This is a genomic window from Flavobacterium sp. 270, from assembly GCF_004368785.1.
In the GTDB taxonomy this organism is placed as follows: Bacteria; Bacteroidota; Bacteroidia; order Flavobacteriales; family Flavobacteriaceae; genus Flavobacterium.
In genome coordinates this window covers 160,182-183,553 of sequence record NZ_SODM01000004.1, presented here as the reverse complement: position 1 = coordinate 183,553, position 23,372 = coordinate 160,182, and the positions used below count along the sequence as shown (strand labels likewise).

General features: G+C 35.1%; 15 protein-coding genes. 9 read left to right on the top strand and 6 right to left on the bottom strand.

Annotated elements, in window-relative coordinates; translation table 11 throughout:
* Position 1: 1 nt before the first annotated feature.
* From EV144_RS15650 to EV144_RS15625, 6 genes are all read left to right on the top strand, one after another.
* Positions 2–2,254, top strand: a complete 2,253-nt coding sequence (locus tag EV144_RS15650) for a GH92 family glycosyl hydrolase (protein WP_410501178.1) — start codon at positions 2–4, stop codon at positions 2,252–2,254.
* 11 nt (positions 2,255–2,265) lie between these two features.
* Positions 2,266–4,926 carry a glycoside hydrolase family 3 N-terminal domain-containing protein gene (locus EV144_RS15645; protein WP_134150107.1) on the top strand — a complete coding sequence of 887 codons (2,661 nt, stop codon included), beginning with the start codon at positions 2,266–2,268 and terminating at the stop codon, positions 4,924–4,926.
* 255 nt (positions 4,927–5,181) lie between these two features.
* The gene (locus EV144_RS15640) at positions 5,182–8,277 is read left to right on the top strand and encodes a SusC/RagA family TonB-linked outer membrane protein (protein WP_134150106.1); all 3,096 of its coding nucleotides are present in this window, start codon (positions 5,182–5,184) and stop codon (positions 8,275–8,277) included.
* 16 nt (positions 8,278–8,293) lie between these two features.
* Positions 8,294–9,880, top strand: coding sequence for a SusD/RagB family nutrient-binding outer membrane lipoprotein (locus EV144_RS15635; protein ID WP_134150105.1), 1,587 nt, complete (start codon positions 8,294–8,296; stop codon positions 9,878–9,880).
* A 221-nt stretch (positions 9,881–10,101) separates the two neighbouring features.
* Positions 10,102–11,148 (top strand): sialidase family protein, encoded by a 1,047-nt coding sequence (locus EV144_RS15630; RefSeq protein WP_134150104.1) that lies wholly within the window; start codon positions 10,102–10,104, stop codon positions 11,146–11,148.
* Between the two features lie 7 nt (positions 11,149–11,155).
* A complete protein-coding gene (locus EV144_RS15625; protein WP_243854683.1) occupies positions 11,156–12,136 on the top strand; it encodes a M20/M25/M40 family metallo-hydrolase in 981 nt (326 codons plus the stop codon).
* Between the two features lie 106 nt (positions 12,137–12,242).
* Here the strand turns inward: EV144_RS15625 and EV144_RS15620 are convergent, their stop codons facing one another.
* The gene (locus EV144_RS15620) at positions 12,243–12,608 is read right to left on the bottom strand and encodes a winged helix-turn-helix transcriptional regulator (protein ID WP_134150103.1); all 366 of its coding nucleotides are present in this window, start codon (positions 12,606–12,608) and stop codon (positions 12,243–12,245) included.
* 84 nt (positions 12,609–12,692) lie between these two features.
* Between EV144_RS15620 and EV144_RS15615 the strand changes: the two genes are divergently transcribed.
* Positions 12,693–13,568 carry an NAD(P)H-binding protein gene (locus EV144_RS15615; protein WP_134150102.1) on the top strand — a complete coding sequence of 292 codons (876 nt, stop codon included), beginning with the start codon at positions 12,693–12,695 and terminating at the stop codon, positions 13,566–13,568.
* 146 nt (positions 13,569–13,714) lie between these two features.
* Here the strand turns inward: EV144_RS15615 and EV144_RS15610 are convergent, their stop codons facing one another.
* The 5 genes from EV144_RS15610 to EV144_RS15590 all read right to left on the bottom strand — a co-directional run bounded on the left by EV144_RS15610 (position 13,715) and on the right by EV144_RS15590 (position 19,810).
* Positions 13,715–14,113, bottom strand: coding sequence for an NUDIX hydrolase (locus EV144_RS15610; RefSeq protein ID WP_134150101.1), 399 nt, complete (start codon positions 14,111–14,113; stop codon positions 13,715–13,717).
* Between the two features lie 240 nt (positions 14,114–14,353).
* A complete protein-coding gene (locus EV144_RS15605; RefSeq protein WP_134150100.1) occupies positions 14,354–15,358 on the bottom strand; it encodes an FAD:protein FMN transferase in 1,005 nt (334 codons plus the stop codon).
* A gap of 149 nt (positions 15,359–15,507) precedes the next feature.
* Positions 15,508–17,703: a PepSY domain-containing protein gene (locus EV144_RS15600; protein WP_134150099.1), complete on the bottom strand. Its 2,196-nt coding sequence runs from the start codon at positions 17,701–17,703 to the stop codon at positions 15,508–15,510.
* 12 nt (positions 17,704–17,715) lie between these two features.
* Positions 17,716–18,201 carry a DUF2271 domain-containing protein gene (locus EV144_RS15595; protein ID WP_134150098.1) on the bottom strand — a complete coding sequence of 162 codons (486 nt, stop codon included), beginning with the start codon at positions 18,199–18,201 and terminating at the stop codon, positions 17,716–17,718.
* 112 nt (positions 18,202–18,313) lie between these two features.
* On the bottom strand, positions 18,314–19,810 hold the full coding sequence (locus EV144_RS15590) for an ankyrin repeat domain-containing protein (protein WP_134150097.1): 1,497 nt from the start codon (positions 19,808–19,810) through the stop codon (positions 18,314–18,316).
* Between the two features lie 847 nt (positions 19,811–20,657).
* Between EV144_RS15590 and EV144_RS15585 the strand changes: the two genes are divergently transcribed.
* Both EV144_RS15585 and EV144_RS15580 read left to right on the top strand, forming a co-directional pair.
* Entirely contained in the window at positions 20,658–21,632 is a 975-nt protein-coding gene (locus EV144_RS15585) for a ribonucleotide-diphosphate reductase subunit beta (RefSeq protein ID WP_134150096.1), read from the top strand.
* 18 nt (positions 21,633–21,650) lie between these two features.
* Entirely contained in the window at positions 21,651–23,348 is a 1,698-nt protein-coding gene (locus EV144_RS15580; RefSeq protein ID WP_134150095.1) for a ribonucleoside-diphosphate reductase subunit alpha, read from the top strand.
* Positions 23,349–23,372: the final 24 nt, after the last annotated feature.

Sequence of the window (23,372 nt, the reverse complement as noted above, 5' to 3'; positions counted from 1 at the left end):
AATGAAACCTATGGTTTTAAATAAAAGTATACTTCTTAAAACAGCATGTTTATTCATGCTGTTTTTTAATAATATAAAAGTTGCAGCACAGCAACCCGCAGATTATGTAAATCCGTTTATTGGAACTTCCAATTACGGAGCGGCATTTCCGGGGCCAATTGCGCCACGCGGTATGGCAAGTATAAGTCCGTTTAATGTGGCGGGACCGCAGAATCTGCCTTTAGAAAAAGACAGCCGCTGGTTATCAAATCCGTATGTAAACGAAAATAAATTTATTACAGGTTTTAGTCAGGTAAATTTAAGCGGTGTTGGTTGTCCGGAATTGGGCGTTATTTTGTTAATGCCAACAACAGGAGAAGTAGAAACCAATCATTTAAAATACGGTTCGACTTATTCTAACGAAATTGCCAAAACCGCTTTTTACGGCGTAACGCTGGATAAATATAATGTAAAGGCGTCGTTTACGGCTTCAAAACGAGTTGGAGTCAGCAAATTCACTTTCCCGAAAGGGAAATCAAACATTTTGTTAAATCTGGGACTGGGCTTAACAAATGAAGAAGGCGCAATGGTAAAAGTAGTTTCCTCTACTGAAATTGAAGGAATGAGAAGCGTTGGTTCGTTTTGTTATAACAGTCCGGAAGACGCTTACCCAGTTTATTTTGTAGCGAAATTTTCTAAACCTGCAGCCAAATTTGGTGTTTGGAAAAAGCCCTCAAAATACGAAGGTATAGAAGCACAATGGATGGGCTATAACGGAAAAACGAGAATGATGGACAACACAATCAAAACGGTTGTGGGAGACAGCATTGGAACTTATTTTTCTTATGATTTTGACAAAGAAGAAACGGTTGAAGTAAAAATCGGAGTTTCGTATGTAAGTATTGCAAACGCTCGCGAAAACCTTGAAAAAGAAACGGGAAATAAATCTTTTGATGCGGTTTATAAAGAAACGTACAACGAATGGAACGAAGAACTTTCTAAAATTTTGGTTGAAGGCGGTACAAAAGAAGACAAAACGATTTTTTACACGGCTTTGTATCACACGCTAATTCACCCTAATACTTTGAATGATTATAACGGAGAATATCCGGAAATTAAAAGAAGTAAAATTGGCAAAACCGATGGAACGCGTTATACTGTTTTTTCGCTTTGGGATACCTACAGAAATTTACATCAATTGATGTCTTTGGTTTATCCAAAACAACAATCGAATATGGTAAAAAGCATGTTGGAAATGTATGATGAAAACGGCTGGTTACCAAAATGGGAATTAAATTCTACAGAAACTTTTACCATGGTTGGCGATCCGGCAAGTATTGTAATTGCAGATACTTATTTAAAAGGAATTCGCGATTTTGATGTGCAGAAAGCCTACAAAGCAATGCTGAAAGGTGCAGACCAAATCGAAAATAATCCGCTTCGTCCGGGACTTAGAGATTATATGGAAAAAGGATTTTTAACGACGAACGACCGCGGGCCGGTTTCTACCACTCAGGAATACAATGTGTCTGATTATTCGATTTCACTTTTAGCGAAAGCGTTAGGAAAAACTGCCGATGCTGAACGTTTTAAAAACCGTTCGTTATCGTACAGAAAATTATTCGATAAAAACCTAAAATTACTTCGCCCAAGAATTGCAAACGGAAATTGGTACGAACCATTTGATCCTGTTTCTGGAGCTAATTTTGAAGAAAATGTTGGTTTTATTGAAGGAAATGCTTGGCAGTATAATTTTATGGTGCCGCACGATATTAAAGGTTTGATGAAATTAATGGGCGGTGAAAAAGCTTTTTCGGCACAATTGCAGAAAATCTTCGACATCAAACAATTTGATATGGCAAACGAGCCGGACATTGCAAATCCTTATTTATTTAATTATGTAAAAGGAGAAGAATGGAAAACGCAGCAAATGGTGAAAAAACTGGTTAGAGAATATTTCCAAAATAAACCAAGCGGACTTCCCGGCAATGATGATACGGGAACAATGTCGGCGTGGCTGGTATATTCTATGATTGGGATTTATCCGATTTCGCCGGGCGATCCGCTTTATACCATTACAACGCCAATGTTTGATAAAGTTACGATTGAGTTAGATTCAAAATATTACAAGAATAAAAATATTGTTATTGAACGTGAAGTCAATAAAGACGGGAAAATTAACAAAATTCTATTAGACGGAAAAACACTAAACGGTTATTTTATTTCGCATGATGATTTTGTGAATGGAAAGACACTCAAAGTGATACAAAATTAAAAACCACAACTATGTTACAATTAAGAATGAAAAAACAAGCCATTATTTTCATAATGGCTTTAGGTTTTTTTAACCACGGATCGGCGCAGCAAAAATATCCGTATCAGGATGCGAAACTGCCAGTAGAAGAAAGAGTAAAAGATTTGTTAAGCCGAATGACGCTTGAGGAGAAGGTGCGCCAGATGGATATGTACAAAGGCGAATACTTTAAAGAAAAAGAAGATTTCTCGAAGTCTAAATCGGCTTTGAAAATTGGAAAATTAGGAATTGGAGCGATTCATGACATTTATCCGCGTTCGGCGAAAATGATTAATGATTTGCAGACTGATGTTATAAAAGGAAACCGTTGGGGAATTCCGGCATTGATTATGTGTGAAATGCTTCACGGTTATCTGGATGACGGAAGTACAGCTTTCCCAATGAATATTGGTCTTGGCGCAACCTGGGACACGAATATGATTGGAAAAGTGGGTGAAGTTATTGCTAAAGAGGCAAGAGCACACGGCGTTCATTTTGGTTTAGGTCCGAATTTAGATTTAGGACGCGAACCAAGATGGGGAAGAGTTGCCGAAACTTTTGGTGAAGATGCTTATTTGAACAGCGAAATTGGTTTGGCTTTTATTAAAGGATTACAAGGTGACGATTTAAAATCAGACCGTTCTATAATTGCAGAGCCAAAACACTTTGCTGTACACGGGATTCCGCAGGCGGGAGGAAATTCTTCTCCGATTTTGGTTGGAGAACGTTCTGCTCGCGAAGATCATTTACCTTCTTTTCAAAAAGCATTTACAAAAGGCGGTGCATTGGGAACAATGTGCGCATATTCTGAGTTAGACGGAATTCCTTGTGCTGCAAATCACTGGTTATTAACCGATGTTTTAAGAAAAGAATGGGGTTTTAAAGGAATTGTAGTTTCAGATTTGGGTGCTATTAAATACATTCAGACTACACATAAAGTTTCTGATTCTCCAAAAGAAAGTATCAGAGAAGCGATTACGGCGGGAGTTGATATGCAGTTTTATGATTTTACGAATGAATTCTGGCAAAACACGATAATCGAATTAGTTAACGAGAAAAAATTAACGCAGGAAAATATCGACCGTGCTGCGGGAGGAGTTTTAAGATTGAAATTTTTATTGGGATTATTTGAAAATCCATACACGGATAAAAATTTAATTAAAGAGCGTTTTCATACCAAAGAAAATCAACAGATTGCTCTTGAAGCTGCACAAAAATCTATGATTTTATTGAAGAATGATAACAATACGCTGCCGCTAAAGAAAGACATTCAGAATATTGCCGTTATCGGACCAAATGCAAATGCTTCACGTTTAGGAGGATATTCAGTTCATAACAAAGTGGGTAAAACAGTTTTAGAAGGAATCAAAGAAGTTGTTGGTGCAAAAACAAATGTGATGTACGAAGAAGGAGTTCCGTTAATCGTTATGGGACAAGTAATTCCGTCAAAATATTTGTTTACTCCTGATGAAGCACAAAACGGATTAAAAGGAGAATATTTTAATAATAGAAATGTTGAAGGAACTCCTGCATTAACGCGTATTGATAATCAATTAGAGTTTGACTGGCCTTGGTCTCCGGGTGTTGGTGTTAATGATGATGATTTTTCTATTCGCTGGACGGGTTACATAAAATCAGATAAAGCTTTTGACGGCTGGTTAGGTTTAAGTTCTGATGACGGAATAAGAATGTGGATTGACGATCAATTGGTTATTGACAACTGGACAAAAGGTGCGACTAGTATCGTTACAACTCCAAAAAATATAGAAGCTGGTAAAAAATACAAAGTCCGCATAGAAATGTGGGAAGGCGGTTGGGGAGCCAGAGCGCACTTACGTTGGAATCTGGAAAGAGTGAATTTACAGCCGGCTGTAGAAATTGCTAAAAAAGCAGATGTTGCGATTGTAGTTTTAGGAGAATCAAACGAATTGGTTGAGGAAAACAGAGATGTGGCAACTTTAGACTTACACGGAATGCAGCAAGAATTGATCGAAGCAATTCAGAAAACAGGAACTCCTGTGGTTTGTGTGTTGTTAAACGGTCGTCCGCTTTCTACAAACTGGATTGCCGATAATATTCCGGCTATTGTAGAAGGATGGTTTCCAGGTGAAAACGGAGGAAGAGCTGTAGCTGATGTTTTATTCGGAAATTATAATCCTGGTGGAAGACTTCCGATCACAGTTCCAAAATCAGTTGGACAGCTACCTATATATTATAACCAAAAACCATCTGCGATACACAGATATGTTAGCGAAAGCGAAAATCCGCTTTATACTTTTGGTTACGGTTTAAGTTATACCAAATTTGAATATTCTAATCTGGCTTTAAATGTTAAAGAAATCAAAAAAGACGGAGAAGTTAAAGTAAGTGTAGATGTTAAAAATATTGGGAATTTTGATGGCGATGAAGTAGTACAATTGTATGTAAATGATATTTACAGCAGTGTAACTACGCCGGAAAAAACGTTGAGAGGTTTTAAAAGGTTGTTCATCGAAAAAGGACAAACAAAACATGTTGAGTTTATTTTGACTGCTGCTGAACTTGCATTATGGAATCGCGAAATGAAAAATGTGGTAGAATCTGGTGACTTTGAAGTGATGGTTGGCGGAAATTCTACAGATCAGCAAAAGGCCGGTTTTAAGGTTATTGATTGATTTTGGTAATAAGGAATAAGATGTTTAAAGTTTTAAGTATTTTATAAATAATACGTCTGAATTTTTGACGAATTGGTTGAGATTAAATAACATGTTAAGCTATTGAAAAAGTAAGGATTTTAAGTCGAAAAAAGACAATTTTAAATAAATGTATTACGTACACCTTTTGAAAATTGTCATTTGTCGAAATAATATTTTGTTAACAAAATGTATTCTTAAGTTTAACATGTTATTAACTCTAAAAAAACAACTAATATGATTAAAGACGTACTAAAATTACTGTTTGTCATATGCTTATTCGGATTCCAAAACCTAGAAGCACAGACAACAGTAAAAGGAACGATAACAGAGGCCGGAAGCGGAATTCCAATTCCAGGAGCCAATGTTGTTGTTAAAGGAACAAAGACAAGTACATCAACAGATTTTGATGGTAAGTACAGTATTACCGTTCCAAGCCAATCGGCAGTTTTAGTTTTTTCTTATGTAGGCAATGCTTCAAAAGAAGTTGCTGTTTCGGGACAAACTACTATTAATGTAGCTTTAGGAGCAGATGCTCAGCAGTTGGGAGAAGTTGTGGTTACAGCTCTTGGTTTAAAAAGAGAGAAAAAAGCGATTACCTATTCTGCACAGAACATTTCTGTAGACGAGCTTTCTGAAGCAAGATCATTAAACGTTGCCAACTCTTTATCTGGTAAAGTTGCGGGTCTTAACTTTTCTACTACTTCAAATGGTGTAGGTTCTTCTTCCAGAATTACTTTAAGAGGAAATAGATCATTAAACGGAAACAATCAGCCAATGTATGTTGTAGATGGTGTGCCAATTAGTAATGGTACTTCAACAACAAATCCTGATATTGATACAGGAGGAACTACACAACCTGATGGTATTTCTAACATTAATCCAGAAGATATTGCTTCTATGACGGTTCTTAAAGGACCATCTGCAGCAGCACTTTATGGTACAAGAGCATCAAATGGTGTAATTGTAATTACTACTAAATCTGGAAAAGCTGGTAAAACTTCGGTTTCGTTGTCATCTAACTTTATGGCTTCTACAGCTTATGATTTAACGAATTTCCAAAATGAGTACGGACAAGGAACTCAAGGAAACTATGTGGCAAATTCTAGCTCAAGCTGGGGAGGAAAATTAGACGGACGTCAGGTTGCGGCTTGGCAGTTGGTTCGTAATCCTAATTATTCTGGTCCTGCAACTACAAGTTATACACCACAGCCAAATAATGCAATGGATTTCTTTAAAACAGGATATAACTTAGCGAATACATTGACTATTACTTCAGGAAATGAAAAAGCGCAAGGTTATTTCTCTTACACGAATACTCGTGCAGAAGGTATTGTTGGCGGAAATGCTTTAGACAGACACAATCTTAACTTAAGATTGACAAGTAAACTTTCGGATAAATTATCATTAGATGTAAAAACAAACTACATTGTACAGGACATCGATAACTTATTAAGAACAGGTGAGGAGTCTATTGGTACATCAGTTTACTTAATGCCTCGTAGTTTGAAATTTAATGATTACAGAGATTTCGAATACACTGACGCTGCAGGACAATTGCAAAAAAACTATTTCCTTGATGAAACAGGTGCTCCAGGCGGTAACCCATACTGGTCTGCATTACGTGATGATGCTCGTAAAGACAAAAGAAATAGATTTATTGGTTTAGCTTCGCTTAAATATGAGTTTACTAATACTTTAAGTTTACAAGTTAGAGCTGGTTTAGACCAAATGACAAATAAATCGGTAAGAGACAGATTTGCTACTGCTCAGTTTAATAATAATTTAGGTTCATACAGTGAATCTTATGAAACTGTAAGCGAGTTCAATACAGATGCATTACTTTCTTATAATGAGAAATTTGGAGACTTTACAATTGGTCTTAATGCTGGTGCAAACATGTTACAGCAAAACAGTTCTTCATTAGGTTCTGGCGGTGTATTAAGTAAAAGAAATTATTTTGCATTATCTAATGTAGCTACAATTCAATCGACTTCTACAGCATCAGATAAACAAATTAATTCTGTTTACGGTTTCGGACAAATTGGTTACAAAAACTATTTGTTCCTTGATATTACAGGAAGAAATGACTGGTCTTCTACATTACCAGCAGACAACAGATCATTCTTCTATCCTTCAGTTGGTCTTTCTGGTGTAATCTCAGATATGGTAACTTTACCAGAAGTAATGAGTTTTGCAAAAGTAAGAGCTTCTTACGCAAAAGTAGGTAACGATACAGATCCTTACCAAACTAGTTCTAGAATATCTTATATTGGTGGTAACGGTGGTATGTTATACGGACAAACTACAGCTGCAAATCCTAATCTTAGACCAGAGATGTCTAACTCTTTAGAGTTTGGTGCAGATGTTAGATTCTTAAAAAACAGAATTGGTTTAGATTTCACATATTTCAAAACAAATACAAAAGATCAGATTTTCTACATCAATACTCCAGAAGCTTCAGGATATTCCAGAAGAGTTGTAAATGGTGGTGAAATCGAAAACAGAGGTATCGAGTTTGTTCTTACAGCGACTCCAATCTTAACAGAAAATTTCTCTTGGGATATTACAGCAAACTACGCATCTTACAAATCAGAAGTTAAATCTATCTACGATCAAAGAGAAGAACTTGTTCTTGGAGAAGGTCGTTTAGTAAGAAGTAAAGTTGTTGTTGGCGGAGAATATGGTGATTTATACATCAAAGGTTTCCAAAGAAGTCCTGACGGACAAGTTATTGTAAATGCTGCTGGTTTACCGCTTGCTACAAATAGTTTTGATGTTCGTGCAGGAAACTTTAATCCAGATTGGACTGCAGGTTTCAAAAATAACTTCAAATACAAAGATTTCTCATTGAGTTTCTTAGTAGACTTTAGAATTGGTGGTGAAGTTATTTCTTATACACAAGCTAGAGAAGCTGGTTTAGGAGTTAATGAAATTACATTGGCAGGAAGAGATGGCGGAATTGTAGTTCCTGGAGTTGTTGCAAACGGAGACGGAACTTATAGACCAAATACTACAAATATTACAGCAGAACAATACTGGACATCTGTAGGACAAAGAACTCCAATTGCAGAACCTTTTATTTATGATGCTACAAACATCAGATTAAGAGAGCTTGTATTTGGATATTCATTACCAAAACGTATCTTGAATAATTCAGGTTTCACTAGTATTGATTTCTCATTAGTGGGAAGAAATTTATTCTTTTTCGTGAATAAAGCAAAATATTTTGATCCAGAAGCAGGAGCAGGGACAGGAAACTTACAAGGTATAGAATCTTTCAACATTCCTTCTACGAGAGATTATGGAGTTAATGTGAAATTTGGATTTTAATTAAAAAAAGAGAATCATGAAAAATAGTTATAAAATAAAAACATTAGGAGTTGTCCTGTCATTGGTCTCAATTTTTTCGAGCTGTACAAACGATTTTGATGAAATAAACACAGATCCAAATTCGCTTACAGAAGATCAATTAGACGCAACGCTGGCTGGACCTTCATTTGCTTCAGCGCTTTACGCAGGTATCCATAACGGATCTTATTCTTCACCTGGTGTAGATGATCAGGGAACTTGGGGTATTGCTACAGGAATCTTGTCTTCTACTTTTATCCAGTATTTAAGCTGTGGATATGGTACAGAAAGAAATGATTTCAGCGGTTTTGAATCTCGCGGATGGACAAGATTTTACACTGTTGCCGTTCCTGCTTTAAACAACGCTGTAAAAGCGGCTAAAGACGATACACAGGCAAGTGCAGTATTAAAAATCTGGAAAGTATTTATGTACAATCAAATGACAGATGCTTACGGACCAATTCCTTATACAGAAGCTGGAAATGGTAAGGAAAAAGTAGGATACGACAGCCAGGAAGTTATTTATGCAGATTTCTTTAAATTGTTAGACGAAGCAAATGCTACATTAACTTCAAGCAGTACAGCTACAGTAAGTTTATTACAAGCAAATGACAGAGTTTACCAGGGAAGTGTAGACAAATGGAGAAGATTTGGAAACAGTCTTAGATTACGTCTTGCATTAAGAATTTCTGATGTAGATGCTGCCAAAGCAAAAACACAAGCAGAAACTGCGGTTGCTGCAGGAGTAATCGAAGCTAACGAGCAAAGTGCTTACTTTAAAGTAAGTAACATTACGCCAAACAATTTAAACATGATTGTAAACGGATGGGGTTACCAAATGTCTGCTTCTATGGAAAGTATTCTAAAAGGATACAACGATCCAAGATTACCACTTTGGTTTTCTGAAATCGAAACTGGAGGTTACCAAGGAAAACCAATTGGAGGTTTAGAAGATCAATTTGGAACAACTAAATTCTCTACATTTAATGATAATGTTTTAGGAAACGGTTCTGCAGGAAATATCAGCGAAACTAAAAATATCGAAATTTTAATGGCTTCAGAATGTTATTTGTCCAGAGCAGAAGGTGCTTTGAACGGATGGAACATGGGCGGTACAGCTAAAAGTTTGTATGAGCAAGGTATTACATTATCTCTAAAACAATGGGGAATTGCAGATCAAGCTGTTATTAATGCTTATATCGCAGGAAATACATTACCAGTTGTACCTCAAATTTTAGCTTCTTATCCAGCTTTAACAGAATTAGCAGATGTACCAGTAAAACTTCCGGTTGCATGGTCTGGTTCTGTAGCAAGTCAGCGTACACAAATTGCAGTACAAAAATATTTAGCATTGTTCCCGGAATCTTGGGAAACTTGGGCAGACTTACGTAGAAGTGATGCAAAAGTATTTTATCCAATACTTCACACAGACAACGTTGATGCTGGTGTTGGAAAATCATTAATGAAAAGAACAATTTACACTACAAACGAATACTCTTCAAACAAAGATGGTGTAACAGACGGGATCGCTAAGTTAAAAGGACCTGATACAGGTGGAACTAAACTTTGGTGGGACGTTAAATAATTAATTTTGGTTAGTAATGATAATTCAAAAAATCATTGCGAAAATACAAAAGGAGAGGCAGCTCTCCTTTTGTTATATATAGGAGTTAGTATTTAATCTTTTTAGTCCCTAGTATTTAGTCGCTAGTATAAGAACTAATTAATAAGAATAAAAATTAAATACTAAAATCTAAGTACTAAGGACTAAAAAAACTAAGGACTTATAGTTAAACACAAGAAAAAATGATTTTAAAATTTAATTATATAGCAGTTTTAGCACTTTTGTGTGTGTCTTGTATTTCGGTAAAGGCACAGACAAAAGCGGAAAACATTACAAAAAGCTATATTGTAGATCCACCGCTGACCACAAACAGCCACGCCTCCACACTTGTAGAATATAAGCCAAATGAAATAATGGCTGCGTGGTTTGGCGGTAAATACGAAGGCGCAAAAGATGTCGGTATTTATACGGCAACTTTTAAAGATCAAAAATGGTCTTCACCAAAAGAACTTATCGAGCCTTTAATACAAAAAGGCGACACATTGCCGTGTTGGAATCCGGTGCTTTTTAAAAGTAAAAGCCAAAACCTTTATTTGTTTTATAAAGTCGGAAAAAATCCAAGAGAATGGTTTGGTGCCATGATCGTTTCAAAAGACAATGGAGAATCTTGGAGCGCTCCAAAATACCTTCCAAACGGAATTCTAGGTCCAATTAGAAACAAACCAATCGAAACTTCGCCAGGCGTTATTTTATGCGGAAGCAGTACAGAAAGTGTAGAAAAAAATATTTGGAGCGTACATGTAGAAACCTACACAGAAGCTACAGATTCCTGGGTGAAAACCGAAATTGATAATCCGAAGCAATTAGAAATCATTCAGCCGACATTTTTACTGCATGGTAAAGATGAAATTCAGATGCTTTCGCGAAGTAAACACGACAGAGTAGTTTCCAGCTGGTCTATTGATAACGGAAAAAGCTGGATCAAAACCGATAAAATTAATGTAGTAAATTCTAATTCTGGAATTGATGCCTTAACCATAAATAAAAAGCTTTTTTTATTGGTGAATAATCCATTGCCGCAAGGAAAAGACTGGTTTTACGGACGTAATATTTTAGATGTTGAATATTCCAGCGATGGTATAAACTGGAAGAAATTATTTGATCTCGAAAAAGAAGAAAAAGGAGAATTTAGTTATCCTGCCATTATTCAGACCACAGACAAAAAAGTACATGTTTTGTACACGTATGATAGAAAATTCATCAAACACGTTTCATTTGATTTAAAATAAGTTAGTTATGAATTATTTTAAAGCGTTAAAATATAAACTGATTTTTATCTGCGCATTGTTTTGTGGCATTAACCTAAATGCACAAAAATATGCTATGGGAGAAACCTTTTATAAACATGACAAATATTTGTCTTCAGATAAATTAGAAGGACGTTTTATCGGCACAAAAGGCAACAATGATGCGGCAAAGTATATTTTAAAATATTTCAAGCAATATGATTTGAAGAAATTTGGAGATTCGTATTATCAGCCTTTTAAAGTCTTTGTAAAAGAAGGCATTAATAAAATGAAATCAGACAGTGTTTCAACCCAAAATGTTGTTGGATATCTCGAAGGATCAGACCCAAATCTCAAAAACGAATACATTGTTATTGGCGCACATTATGATCATTGGGGCTGGGGTGGAACAGGTTCTGGAAGCAAAAAGAAAGATACCATTGCCATTCATAACGGTGCAGACGACAATGCTTCTGGAGTTTCGGCTTTGTTGTGTATTCTGCAGGAACTTTCTAAGTCTAAAAACAAACCCAAAAGAAGTATCATTTTTATTTCGTTTAGCGGAGAAGAAGAAGGATTAATGGGTTCAAAATATTTCGTGAGCCATCTTCCTGTAAAAAAAGAAGCCGTAAAAGTAATGCTCAATATGGATATGGTTGGAAGATTAAATGCAGAAAAACATATTTATATGGGTGGTGCAGGGACTTTTCCAGACGGAGTTGAACTAATGAAAAAACTAGGAGAAAACAGCGGACTAAATCCGCAAGTTTTTGCAGGCGATGTTGGCGGATCAGATCATGTTACTTTTTACAAAGATTCGATTTCGGCAGTTGGATTTCACACCGGCGGACATCCGCAATATCATACGCCAGAAGATGATATCGATTTAATCAATTCTGAAGGAGGCGCTTTGGTTTCCCAATATATTTATAATGCTTTGATTTCAATAGCCAATTACGAAAAGGGTTTGCATTTTATTAAACAGGATTAATAATAAATTTTTATATAATAATTGATGATGATATTGAAAATCAGGAGCATGATTTTCGATTTTAAATAGTTGAATTAGTTATTTGTTTTAAAAAAGACGGTGTCTATTATATATTATAGATGCCGTCTTTTACTTTAAAAGCCCACGCAGCCATAGCATCAATTATAGGCAATAACCCAATTCCTGCATTACTCAATTTGTAGGTTACAAACGGAGGTACAACAGGTTTTGCTTCGCGAATAACCAAACCATCGGCTTCTAATTGTTTTAAATGCTGAATAAGCATTTTTTCGGTTATAGTAGGAATTGTTCTTTTCAATTCGCTGTAACGCAGTGTAGTATTCGAAAGATGATAGAGAATAATCGGTTTCCAATAACCGCCAATTTTTTCCATAACAAAAGTTACCGGACAAGTTTCTAAAGCATATTGCTTGTTTTCCTGAATAGTCGAAGATTCTTTAATTGCTGTCATAATGATACATACTTTAGGGTAAGTACTTGTATAAAAGTAAGTACAAATATACCTTTGTCCTTATTAATAAAAAAACATTTTAAGATGAAAATTATAATTTCAGGTTCTTTAGGAAATATCGGAAAGTCATTAACAGAAAAATTAGTTAATGAAGGCCACAATGTAACTGTAATAAGCAGCAATGCCGACAGAAAAGCAGCAATAGAAACTTTGGGTGCAAAAGCAGCAATTGGTTCTATAAGCGATGCTTCATTTTTAACAAAGACTTTTGCAGGAGCAGATGCGTTGTTTGCCATGACACCACCAAATATGGGAGGTTCTAATGTAATCGAAAATACAGCAGCAGCCGGAAAAGCTTTCGCGGAAGCGATAGAAAAATCAAATGTAAAACGTGTGGTAATGTTAAGCAGTATTGGTGCTGATTTACCAACAGGAAACGGACCAATTGCAGGTTTATATCATATCGAGAAATTGTATGAAAAACTAAACACATCAGTAACTTTCTTGCGCGCAGGATATTTTTACATCAACTTTTTTAATGATATCCCGATGATAAAAGGCGCAGGAATTATGGGCGGTAATTTTGCTGCTACATCAAAAATTCCGTTAGTGCATCCAGAAGATATTGCTATCGCTGTGGCTGAGGAACTTCAAAAATCAACTTCAGGAATCAACGTTCGTTATATTGTAAGCGATGTGCGCACGCCAGGCGAAATTGCAAAAACTCTTGGAACTGCAATCGATAAACCAGAATTACCGTGGATTGAATTTACCGACGAACAATCTCTTGACGGAATGAAGCAAGCCGGAATTCCTGAAGAAATTGCAGGTCTATATGCCGAAATGGGAACAGGTCTCCGCAACGGAAAAATTGCAGCAGACTTTCTGGAAACAAATGCTTCTGTTGATGGAAAAATTAAGCTAGAAGATTTTGCAAAAGAATTTGCTTTGAAATTCTAAATGAAACTTCAACCATATAAGTTCATTTGAAGTTTTTTTGAACTTGTTGATTTTAACTGCAAAGAGCGCAAAGCAAAAAACGCAAAGTTCGCAAGGGTAATAACTTTGCGAGCTTTGGGTAAAACCTTGCGCTCTTTGCGGTTAAATCATTTTATTAATTTCTTTTCAAATAAATCATCCAATATTAATTGATCAACCAAAGAGGTTTTCATTTTGTCTTTAAATTCCAGCCAGTCAAAACTTTCTATTTCGTTACTGGCTTTCAATTCGCCTGTATAATCAGCAAAGTAACATTTCATAATTACATTTACACCTTCCGGATGCCTATGTGCTGGAGCTTCAAAAGAACCGAAAAATTTTATAGTTTCATCTTTTAATGTAACGGTAAGTTCTTCTTCAATCTCCCTTTTTAGACAATCGATATCAGATTCGTTGTTCTCTCTTTTTCCCCCTGGGAAATAAAAAGCGTTTTTATTTTTTGAGATTGTACTTAAGACCTTAAAGTCTTTGATATGAATCAAGGCAACTTTATCGATATTAGCCATATTTTAAAATTTAAATTAGAAACCTAATTGATTGGGTATAATGCAATTATCAAATATAAGATTTTACTTTTAATGTAAGTTTAAACGTAATTGCATATTACTATATCTAGATTTAACCACAAAGCGCACAAAAGAAAAACCGCAAAGTTCGCAAGGCTATACTTTGTGAACTTTGTGTAAACCTTGCGCTCTTTGCGGTTAAATAACTTTAAATGATTATATAACTTATATGGTTTAAAACTAAAACTTAGCCTTAAATTTTTTAATACGAAAGTTATCAGATTTAATCACTTTCCCATTATCAGTAATCATCACACAACTATAATCAGGAAATTTTTTAAGAAGCAATAAACCTTCAGTTTGTCCTAAAACCATCATAGAAGTACTCAAACTATTTGCAGCTTCAGCATTTGGCCCAAAAACCGTAACACTGCATAAACCCGTTGCCGGATATCCGGTTTTGGGATTTATAATATGCGAATATCGTTTACCATCAAAAACAACAAACTTTTCATAGCTTCCAGAAGTCGTAACTGCTTCTTGTTGTAGCGGAACAACAGCCAAAAGTTTATCGGGATTAAACGGATTTGTGATTCCAATTTTCCACGGTTTTCCGTTAGGTTGTTTTCCCCAAGTACTCATGTCGCCAGAACCGTTTATAATTCCAGCTTTAATGCCTTTCGCCATTATCATATTGCGACATTTGTCGGCAGCATATCCTTCGCCCAAAGCGCCAAAACCTATTTTCATTCCTTTAAGTTTAAGGAAAACTGTAGAATTTACGCTGTCTAAAATTATGTTTTGATAACCAACTTTCTCCACCGATTTTTTTATGGCTTCCGCCGAAGGCATTTCGGTCATTGAACCGTCAAATTTCCAAATCCTGTCCATTGCAGCAAAACTCACATCAAAACCACCATTGGTGATTTCAGATAAATGAATCGCTCTTTTCGTTAATTCAAAAACTTCACGATCTACTTTTACGGGACGAATTCCCGAATTTTGATTGACTTCAGAAACCTGCGAATCTGATTTCCAGTCTGAGATAAGATTTTCAATTCTGGAGATTTCAGTAATAACTTCATCAATATTTTTTTCTGCTGAAAGGGAATCTTTTGCCACAATTGTAATGTCAAAACGGCTTCCCATTAAAAGCGTAGTTCTCTTTCGTAAAACCTGTCCGCTTGACGGAAATCCATAAAACAGCAATAATGATAGTATAATGGTTTTTTGAAGAGTTGACATATAAATAACATGAAATTATTAAAGACGCAGATGACACGGATTCGCTATCGCGAAAACGCGGATTTACACAGATTTTTTTTATCCGTTTTTTTCTGCGTCTTCGCGATAGCGAATCCGTTTAATCAGCGTTTAAATTATATAATTTGAATTTAATAACAATCAGTCAAAATTTGCCCGTTGTTTTTATATTCAGTAAGATTTTTAGAATTAGAAGTCAGACAAAGTTCATCCAGAATTTTCTCTACATCATTTTGCATCTGCAGCGAACCGCAAATCATGATAACACCGCCTTCATGCAATAATTCAATAAAAAATTTAGCATCACGATTAATAAGATCCATTACATAAATATGTTCGGCTTCGCGTGATAAAGCTACATGAAAATGCTCTAAATGTTGTTTTTGCATCATTACTCCGGCAAATTTTTTATAAGCCAAAAGTGTTGGTGTCTCCATTCTAAAACCGCTGTACAAATGTATTTCCGTTTTTGCCTTATTTTGTTCAATCATTCCAAGGAAAGGCGCAATACCCGTTCCGTTAGAAATAAAAGCAGCTTTAGGCGTTTTCTTAGGAAAATGAAAAGCAGGATTTTTTAGGATTCTCGCTTTTATAGTATCAACCGGTTCAAGATGGTACAAATAACCGGAACCTAAGCCAGGCTGATGTAATTTTACAACCAATTGAATGTTTCCAGAATGATTACCAATAGAGTAGAGGCGTTCGCGATTATCATTTGCAGGATAAACAGCCAGCAAATCTCCCGAAGTAAATTTGGTTCTGCTGCCTGCGTGCAAAGTCAGTATAAAAGTATGCTCTGTATCGGTAACAGCGGTTTTATCTAAAACCATTAATTTCTGTAAACCTTTCGGAATTTCATTGTACAACGAAGGTGTTGGAGATAATGCAATTCCCGTTTTGTTACTCCATAATTTTACCCAATTTACAAATTCCTCTGCCGATTTATCGTTTACAGTCTGAACCTCTAACAAACGTTCTGCCCAATTCTGATTGTTTAATAAAGCATCAATATCAAAAGAAAACTTGCAGAAATCAGGATAAGATCTTGAACCAAACCCAACTACTGAAAAATTAACTTTATGATCTTGAGAATGTTTTTTAAGGATCGAGGCAAACTTATTTCCGTTAGAAGGCGCGTCGCCTAATCCATGCGTTGAGGTAAAAATAATAATATGTTCTGCTTTCGCGAAAGCTCTAAAACTATTCAGTTCTGCTACAAAAACTTTTTCACCATGCGCTATTAATTGTTTAGCGATTGCATTGGCAAATCGTAATGTACTTCCGTTTTCAGAACCGGCCAAAAGAATAAATTTACTTTCTTCGGCCTTAAATTTATTTTTAATTCGGCTTGATCTTCTTTTTAAAGTAATTGCAAAACCAGAATAAAGAAAGAATAAAATATTCAGCGAAGCAATACCAATTATTATTCCCCAGAAAATATTAATTCTTCCCGCATGAATATCAAGACTTAAAGCGGCCAATTGCGCGCGAACCGGTGTAAGTTTTTCTGTAACTACAGCGCCCGTAACTTGGTTAACTTCTACTTCACGGTCTTTTAATTCAATGATGTAATATTCTTCCGGATCATCCGTAAAAGGAAATTCAATTTTCTTTACATCAGATAAAAGTGTGTTTTTAAAGAAAGAAGTTTTGTCTGTTTTTGAAGTTGCAGGAACTTCTAACTTTTCACTTTTTTCTTTTTTATCTTCTTTACCCATGAAAAAATTAAATCTTTCCAGCGATAAATAAGTTCCGGTAAGTGCAATAACCAAAATCGGAATTAATGCCAATCTTCCTAAAACAACATGATAATATTGGGCAAAATATTCTTTGATGACTTTCGAAAAGAAATTGCGAATTCCCTGTTGTCTTTTTAAAACCAAAACAAAACCCGAAATCGAAATCAAAAGCAATAAAAAAGAAATTACACCAACAATAAAGCGCCCCGTTTCATGAAGAAACAGGGAGCGGTGTAAGCTTGTAACCCATTGTATAAATTCACTTTTCTTAATTGGAGTTCCTAGCTTTTTGCCGTTTGCAGGATCGATGTACGCATTAATATCGTTGCCATCTTTATCCATTGCCTGCAGCGTTACAAAACCGTTGTAATCTACGCTGACTTCTGTAATTTCCGAATAGGATTTTTTGAGAACCGGCAGTGTTTTTTCTAAAGTCAGAGTATCAAAATCCGCAGATTTGTACGGAAGCGTTTTTTCCTGAACCGCATCATAAGCCAGAATAGTTCCTGTAACCGATGCTAACAATAAAAAAACAGAAGAAAACAAAGCCAAAGCCAAGTGAGAGTAACGCCAAAAAGAAAGAGTCATTATGTAATCCTATTATATTTTGTTTAATCTAACGTAACGAATATAGCCTTTTCCGTCGGTTTTATCAGCTAATCCTTCGTTTGTAAGTGGAATTTCTAAATCGGTTACATAGTATTTTTGATCTTCTACAGCGCTTTCAAATCTTAATTTGTATCCCGAATTGATTTTAGAATCGTCAATTTCGATAGTAGTAATACTTCTGTCACCACCAGTTACCGAAGCTCCGGTTTTTGCGCTGATATCGTCAGAAGGTTTTTTAGAATGAAATTTATGCCATTCTTTTAGAGAAGTATACCATTTTTTATCGTCGCCCATTACATATAATGTTTTTTCATATTCTCCTTTAGCATTTACTAAAGAAACTACTATATATGCGCCTTCTCCCATATAATTTGACATTTGAAGCATGCATTTGTATTTGCTTGCTTGTGCAGAAGCCTGAAAAGAAATAAGGCAGATAAGTGCGCCTGTAAGAGCGATTTTTAATATTGATTTCATTTGAAATTATTTGTATTTAATTTGATATTTGAAGTTCCAATTTTCAAATTCCAAATTCCAAATATAGGGTTTGGAATTTGGAATTTAAGCTATCGGATTTTAAATTATTGTTTTATTTTAAAAATTCAAGAGAGACATTATTTTTTGTCAGCGTTTCGTTTTCTTTTGCAAGAGCATAAACCGTTTCGTCAAAATCTGTTTTAAGTTCTTTTTTAGCGCCAATAGAAACAAGGTATTTTAAGATAGCATCGTCTTTAGAAATCATTGCCGCTTTATGCAATGCCGTTAAACCATCTTTGTTTTTAGCATTTACATCAATATTTAAAGAAGCTAATTTTTTTAATAAACCTAAATCATTTTTAGGCATAGCAACCAGATATAAAGTATTTCCGTCTTTTTGAGGAGCAGCAAGATTTAAACCTTTATCCTGAAGTAATTTTGCTTTTGCCTCAAAAGGATCTTGTGCCGGAGCGGCTTCACCACGAGCTTGCGGACGATACGATTGTACTAAATAAACACCAAGATTGTTCCCGTCTTTATCTTTTACATTAATATCTGCACCTTTAGATAAAAGAAGCGTTACAGCTTCTGGAGTTCCTGATTTTACAGCAAATGTCAAAGCCGATTCTCCTTTAAGATTCTGAAGATTAATATTTTTTACTGTCGGAAGTAATTGCTCTAAAACAGCTGTTTCTTTTGCAGCAGCAGCAATCATGATTGGTGTAGTTCCTTCTTTAGAAACCTTATTAGCATCAACACCTTTAGAAAGTAAATATTTGATAATTTCAGTTTGGTTCGGTTTTCCTGCTAAAATATGCAATACATTTTCGCCAGATTTATTTGTATAAGCTGGTTTTAATTTTAATTCATCAATCAAATATTTATAAGCTTCAAGCGGAGCAGTTTCTCTACGGCTTCCTTGTGCCGCAATAAGAATAGCATTGTCATTATATTTAATTCCTTTTTCTGCCAGCTTTTTTAATAAAGTAACATTTCCAGATCTGGCAGCATAATTAAAAGCTGTATTTCCATCATTATCAACATCTTTTAGAGACATTCCTTTTGTTGCAAAATAATCAGCAAGTTTCAAATCCTTATCAGCCGAAGCAGAAAGAAGCAATAAACTTGCTCCGTCTTTATTTTTTTTCTTCGGATCAATTCCTGCTTTAAAGAATACATCGTATAATGCGGTATTGATTACTCCATTACTGGCAGCAAAAGTGATTGGCGTTGTTGCGTGGCTGTCTTCTAAGTTAATATCAGAACCTTTGGCAATAAGATATTCAACCAATTCTGCATTTCCTTTATAAGCAGCCCAATGCAGATAAATACGATTGTCATGCGTCATTTTCCCAACTGGATTTCCAGGTTGTTCCAAAAGAAATTTGATAGTCGCAATTGGTGCTTCATTATTAATTGCCAAAACAACCGGATCAAAAGCATTTTGATTGGGTTGCGCAGGATCATTTCCTTTGGCTATTTCTGCTTTAACCGTATTTACATCCGGCGAAGCTTTCCAAAATGATGCTTCTAATAAAGTGTTTTTTTGCTGGGCACTAACAAATAAAGTAGCGGCTAATGCAAAAGAAAGAAAAACATTCTTTTTCATGAGTATGGTATTTATTGTTTTATTGAATTTGTCAAGGTTAATTTTATTATGAAATAGGAGATGCAAACCGATCTATTTAGAATAAATAAAAATAAGACAAATGTAAATATTAAAATCATTAAATCAATCTTAATTTCTGCTTAAAAAAAAGATTTTAGTTAGAATCTCTAATTTTAAGATTTGTTTAAGCAGTTTTAAGACTTTCAAGTTAATTTTTAAGGTTGGAAATGATGCTCAAAAGTGATTTTAAAATGATAACAATTTCCTTTTTGCGACCTTTTTAGTTTTCCTTTTACAGTTGCTCTATTTTTTCAGGAATTTAAGCATTTTAAAGAAGCTTAAACTCCGTTTTTTAAACTCTGCTTCTTTAAAGAAGCTTTGGTGTTTCTGTAAAATATTGCTTTTTAGTTACTTATAAAAGGATATAATAACTTTGGCTTGCTTGTTATAAATTATTACTAATTAGAATAATTATAAATAAAGCGCTTTTTTGAGAATATAATTGCGCAATAAAAAGTCAAAAATTAAGAAAGCGATGTTAATAACTGTTTCCACGAAGAGATAAAAAAGCCATGATTTTTCTTGTTGATAACTCCACATTCAATTTATAGAATGAGCTAGTAGATTGAGAATTACGACAACCAAACTTGCTGTTGATAAAAAATATTTTCGGGTCAATTTTCAGGCATTATTTACTGTTGATAATTGGATGGATTTTTAACAACAAAACTATGGTAAAAGAAGAACTGAGACTTAATTTTGTATTTATAGAAAAACATCATTTACAACGCCCCCGTAAATAAAATCTTTTCTATTCTTAATTAAGTCATCTTTAAACACTATATATATGTCAATTTTCGATAAAAGAATTAATTATAAACCATTTGAATATCCAGAGGTTTTACAATTTACGGAAGCCATAAACAAGGCTTATTGGGTTCATACAGAAGTTGATTTTACAGCTGATACACAAGATTTTCACGCTCATCTTAATCCTGCTGAAAAAACAGCAATCAAAAATAGTTTACTGGCAATTGCCCAAATAGAAGTTGCCGTAAAAAGCTTTTGGGGAAATATTTACGAGCATTTTCCAAAACCTGAATTCAACGGTTTGGGAACTACTTTTGCAGAATGTGAGTTTAGACATTCTGAAGCTTATTCTCGTCTTTTGGAAGTGTTGGGATATAATGACGAATTCGAAAAATTATTGGATATTCCGGTAGTGCGCAAACGTGTAGATTATCTTTCAAATGTTTTAAAAGATACCAAATCTCAGGACAATAAAAAATATGTAGTTTCTTTAATATTGTTCAGTATTCTTATAGAAAATGTATCATTATTCAGTCAGTTTGCAATCTTGTTATCTTTTACAAGATTTAAAGGCTACATGAAAAATGTGAGCAATATTATTGCCTGGACTTCTATTGATGAGCAAATTCACGCCAACGGTGGAATTTTCATTATCAATAAAATCCGCGAAGAATTTCCAGATTATTTTGATGCCGAAACTTTAGAATTAATTAGAAATATCGTAAAAGATTCGATAGGTGTTGAAGCGGATATTTTAGACTGGATTTTTGAAGATGGAGAAATAGAAAGCATCAAAAAAGCAGATTTAGTAAACTTCATGAAATTTAGAATTGATGAAAGTTTAAAACAAATTAATATAGAAACGATTTTTAATGTTTCGCCAGACGAATACAAAGCAATGGCTTGGTTTGAAGAAGAAGTTTTTGCTAACAGTTTAGACGATTTCTTTGCAAAACGTCCGGTAGAATATACCAAACATGATAAAAGCATAACAGCCAACGACCTTTTTTAATACAAGCACAAAGAACTTATGAATACAAACGATACAAATCAAGAAAACAGCATTGCGCCAGGACAGCCTGACACAAAAATGTGGTGGAAAAACTCTGAAAGTGAACAAATTCTTAATCGCGGTTATTTGCTGAAAGGCGAAACTGTAGAAGGTGCAATTGATAGAATTTGTACCGCTGCTGCGAAAAGACTGTACAAACCAGAATTGAAAGAATCTTTTGTAGAAATGATAGAAAGAGGCTGGATGAGTATTAGTTCGCCAGTTTGGGCCAATATGGGTACAGAACGCGGACTGCCGATTTCTTGTTTTAATGTACACGTTCCAGATAAAATTGAAGGGATTACGCATAAACTTGGAGAAGTGATCATGCAGACCAAAATTGGCGGTGGAACTTCTGGTTATTTTGGTGAGCTTCGCGAAAGAGGAAGCGCTGTAACTGATAACGGAAAAAGCAGCGGTGCCGTAAGTTTTATGAAACTTTTTGATACGGCTATGGATACGATTTCGCAAGGCGGCGTACGTCGTGGCGCGTTTGCAGCGTATTTAGATGTAGATCACCCGGATATCGAAGAATTTTTGAAAATTAAAAGTATCGGAAATCCAATTCAGAACTTGTTTACAGGAATTTGTGTGCCAGATTATTGGATGCAGGAAATGATTGACGGAGATGCAGAGAAAAGACAAGTTTGGGCAAAAGTATTAGAAAGTCGTCAGCAAAAAGGGCTTCCTTATATTTTCTTTAGTGACAACGTAAACAAAAATAAACCTCAGGTATATAAAGATCAAAATCTTCGTATCAACGCGAGTAATTTGTGCAGCGAAATCATGCTTCCGTCAACAAGTGACGAATCATTTATCTGCTGTCTTTCTTCGATGAATCTTGAATTATACGAAGAATGGAAAGATACCGAAGCAGTAAAATTAGCGATCTTTTTCCTTGATGCTGTATTGCAGGAATTTATAGAAAAAACAGAAGGAAATTATTATCTGTCTGCAGCCAATAAATTTGCGAAAAGACACCGTGCGTTAGGACTTGGCGTTTTAGGATGGCATTCTTATCTTCAAAAAAATATGATTCCGTTTGAAGGATTAGAAGCTAAAATGAAAACTACAGAAATTTTCAAACACATTAGCGATAAAGCCGACAAAGCAACGCAGGATTTAGCTAGAATTTACGGAGAACCAGAACTTTTAAAAGGTTATGGAAGACGTAATACAACGACAATGGCAATTGCGCCAACAACATCATCTTCGGCAATTTTAGGACAGACTTCACCAGGAATTGAACCTTTTAGCAGTAATTACTACAAAGCGGGATTGAGCAAAGGTAATTTTATGCGTAAAAACAAATACCTGAAAACTTTATTAGAGAAAAAAGGTTTGGATAATGAAGAAGTTTGGAGGGGAATTATGCTAAATGGCGGAAGCGTGCAGCATATGAGTGAACTTTCTCAAGAAGAAAAAGACGTTTTTAAAACCTTCAAAGAAATCAGTCAGTTAGAGATTATTCAACAAGCTTCTATCAGACAAAAATATGTAGATCAGGGGCAGAGTATCAATCTTAATATTCCGGCAGATCTGGCTATTAAAGAAGTAAACCGTCTTTTGATCGAAGCTTGGCAGTTAGGAATCAAGAGTTTGTATTACCAACGAAGCCAAAGTGTTTCTAAGGAACTGGTTACGAGTTTGGTTTCTTGCAGTAGTTGTGAATCTTAAATAAATACAAAACCGAATCCGAAA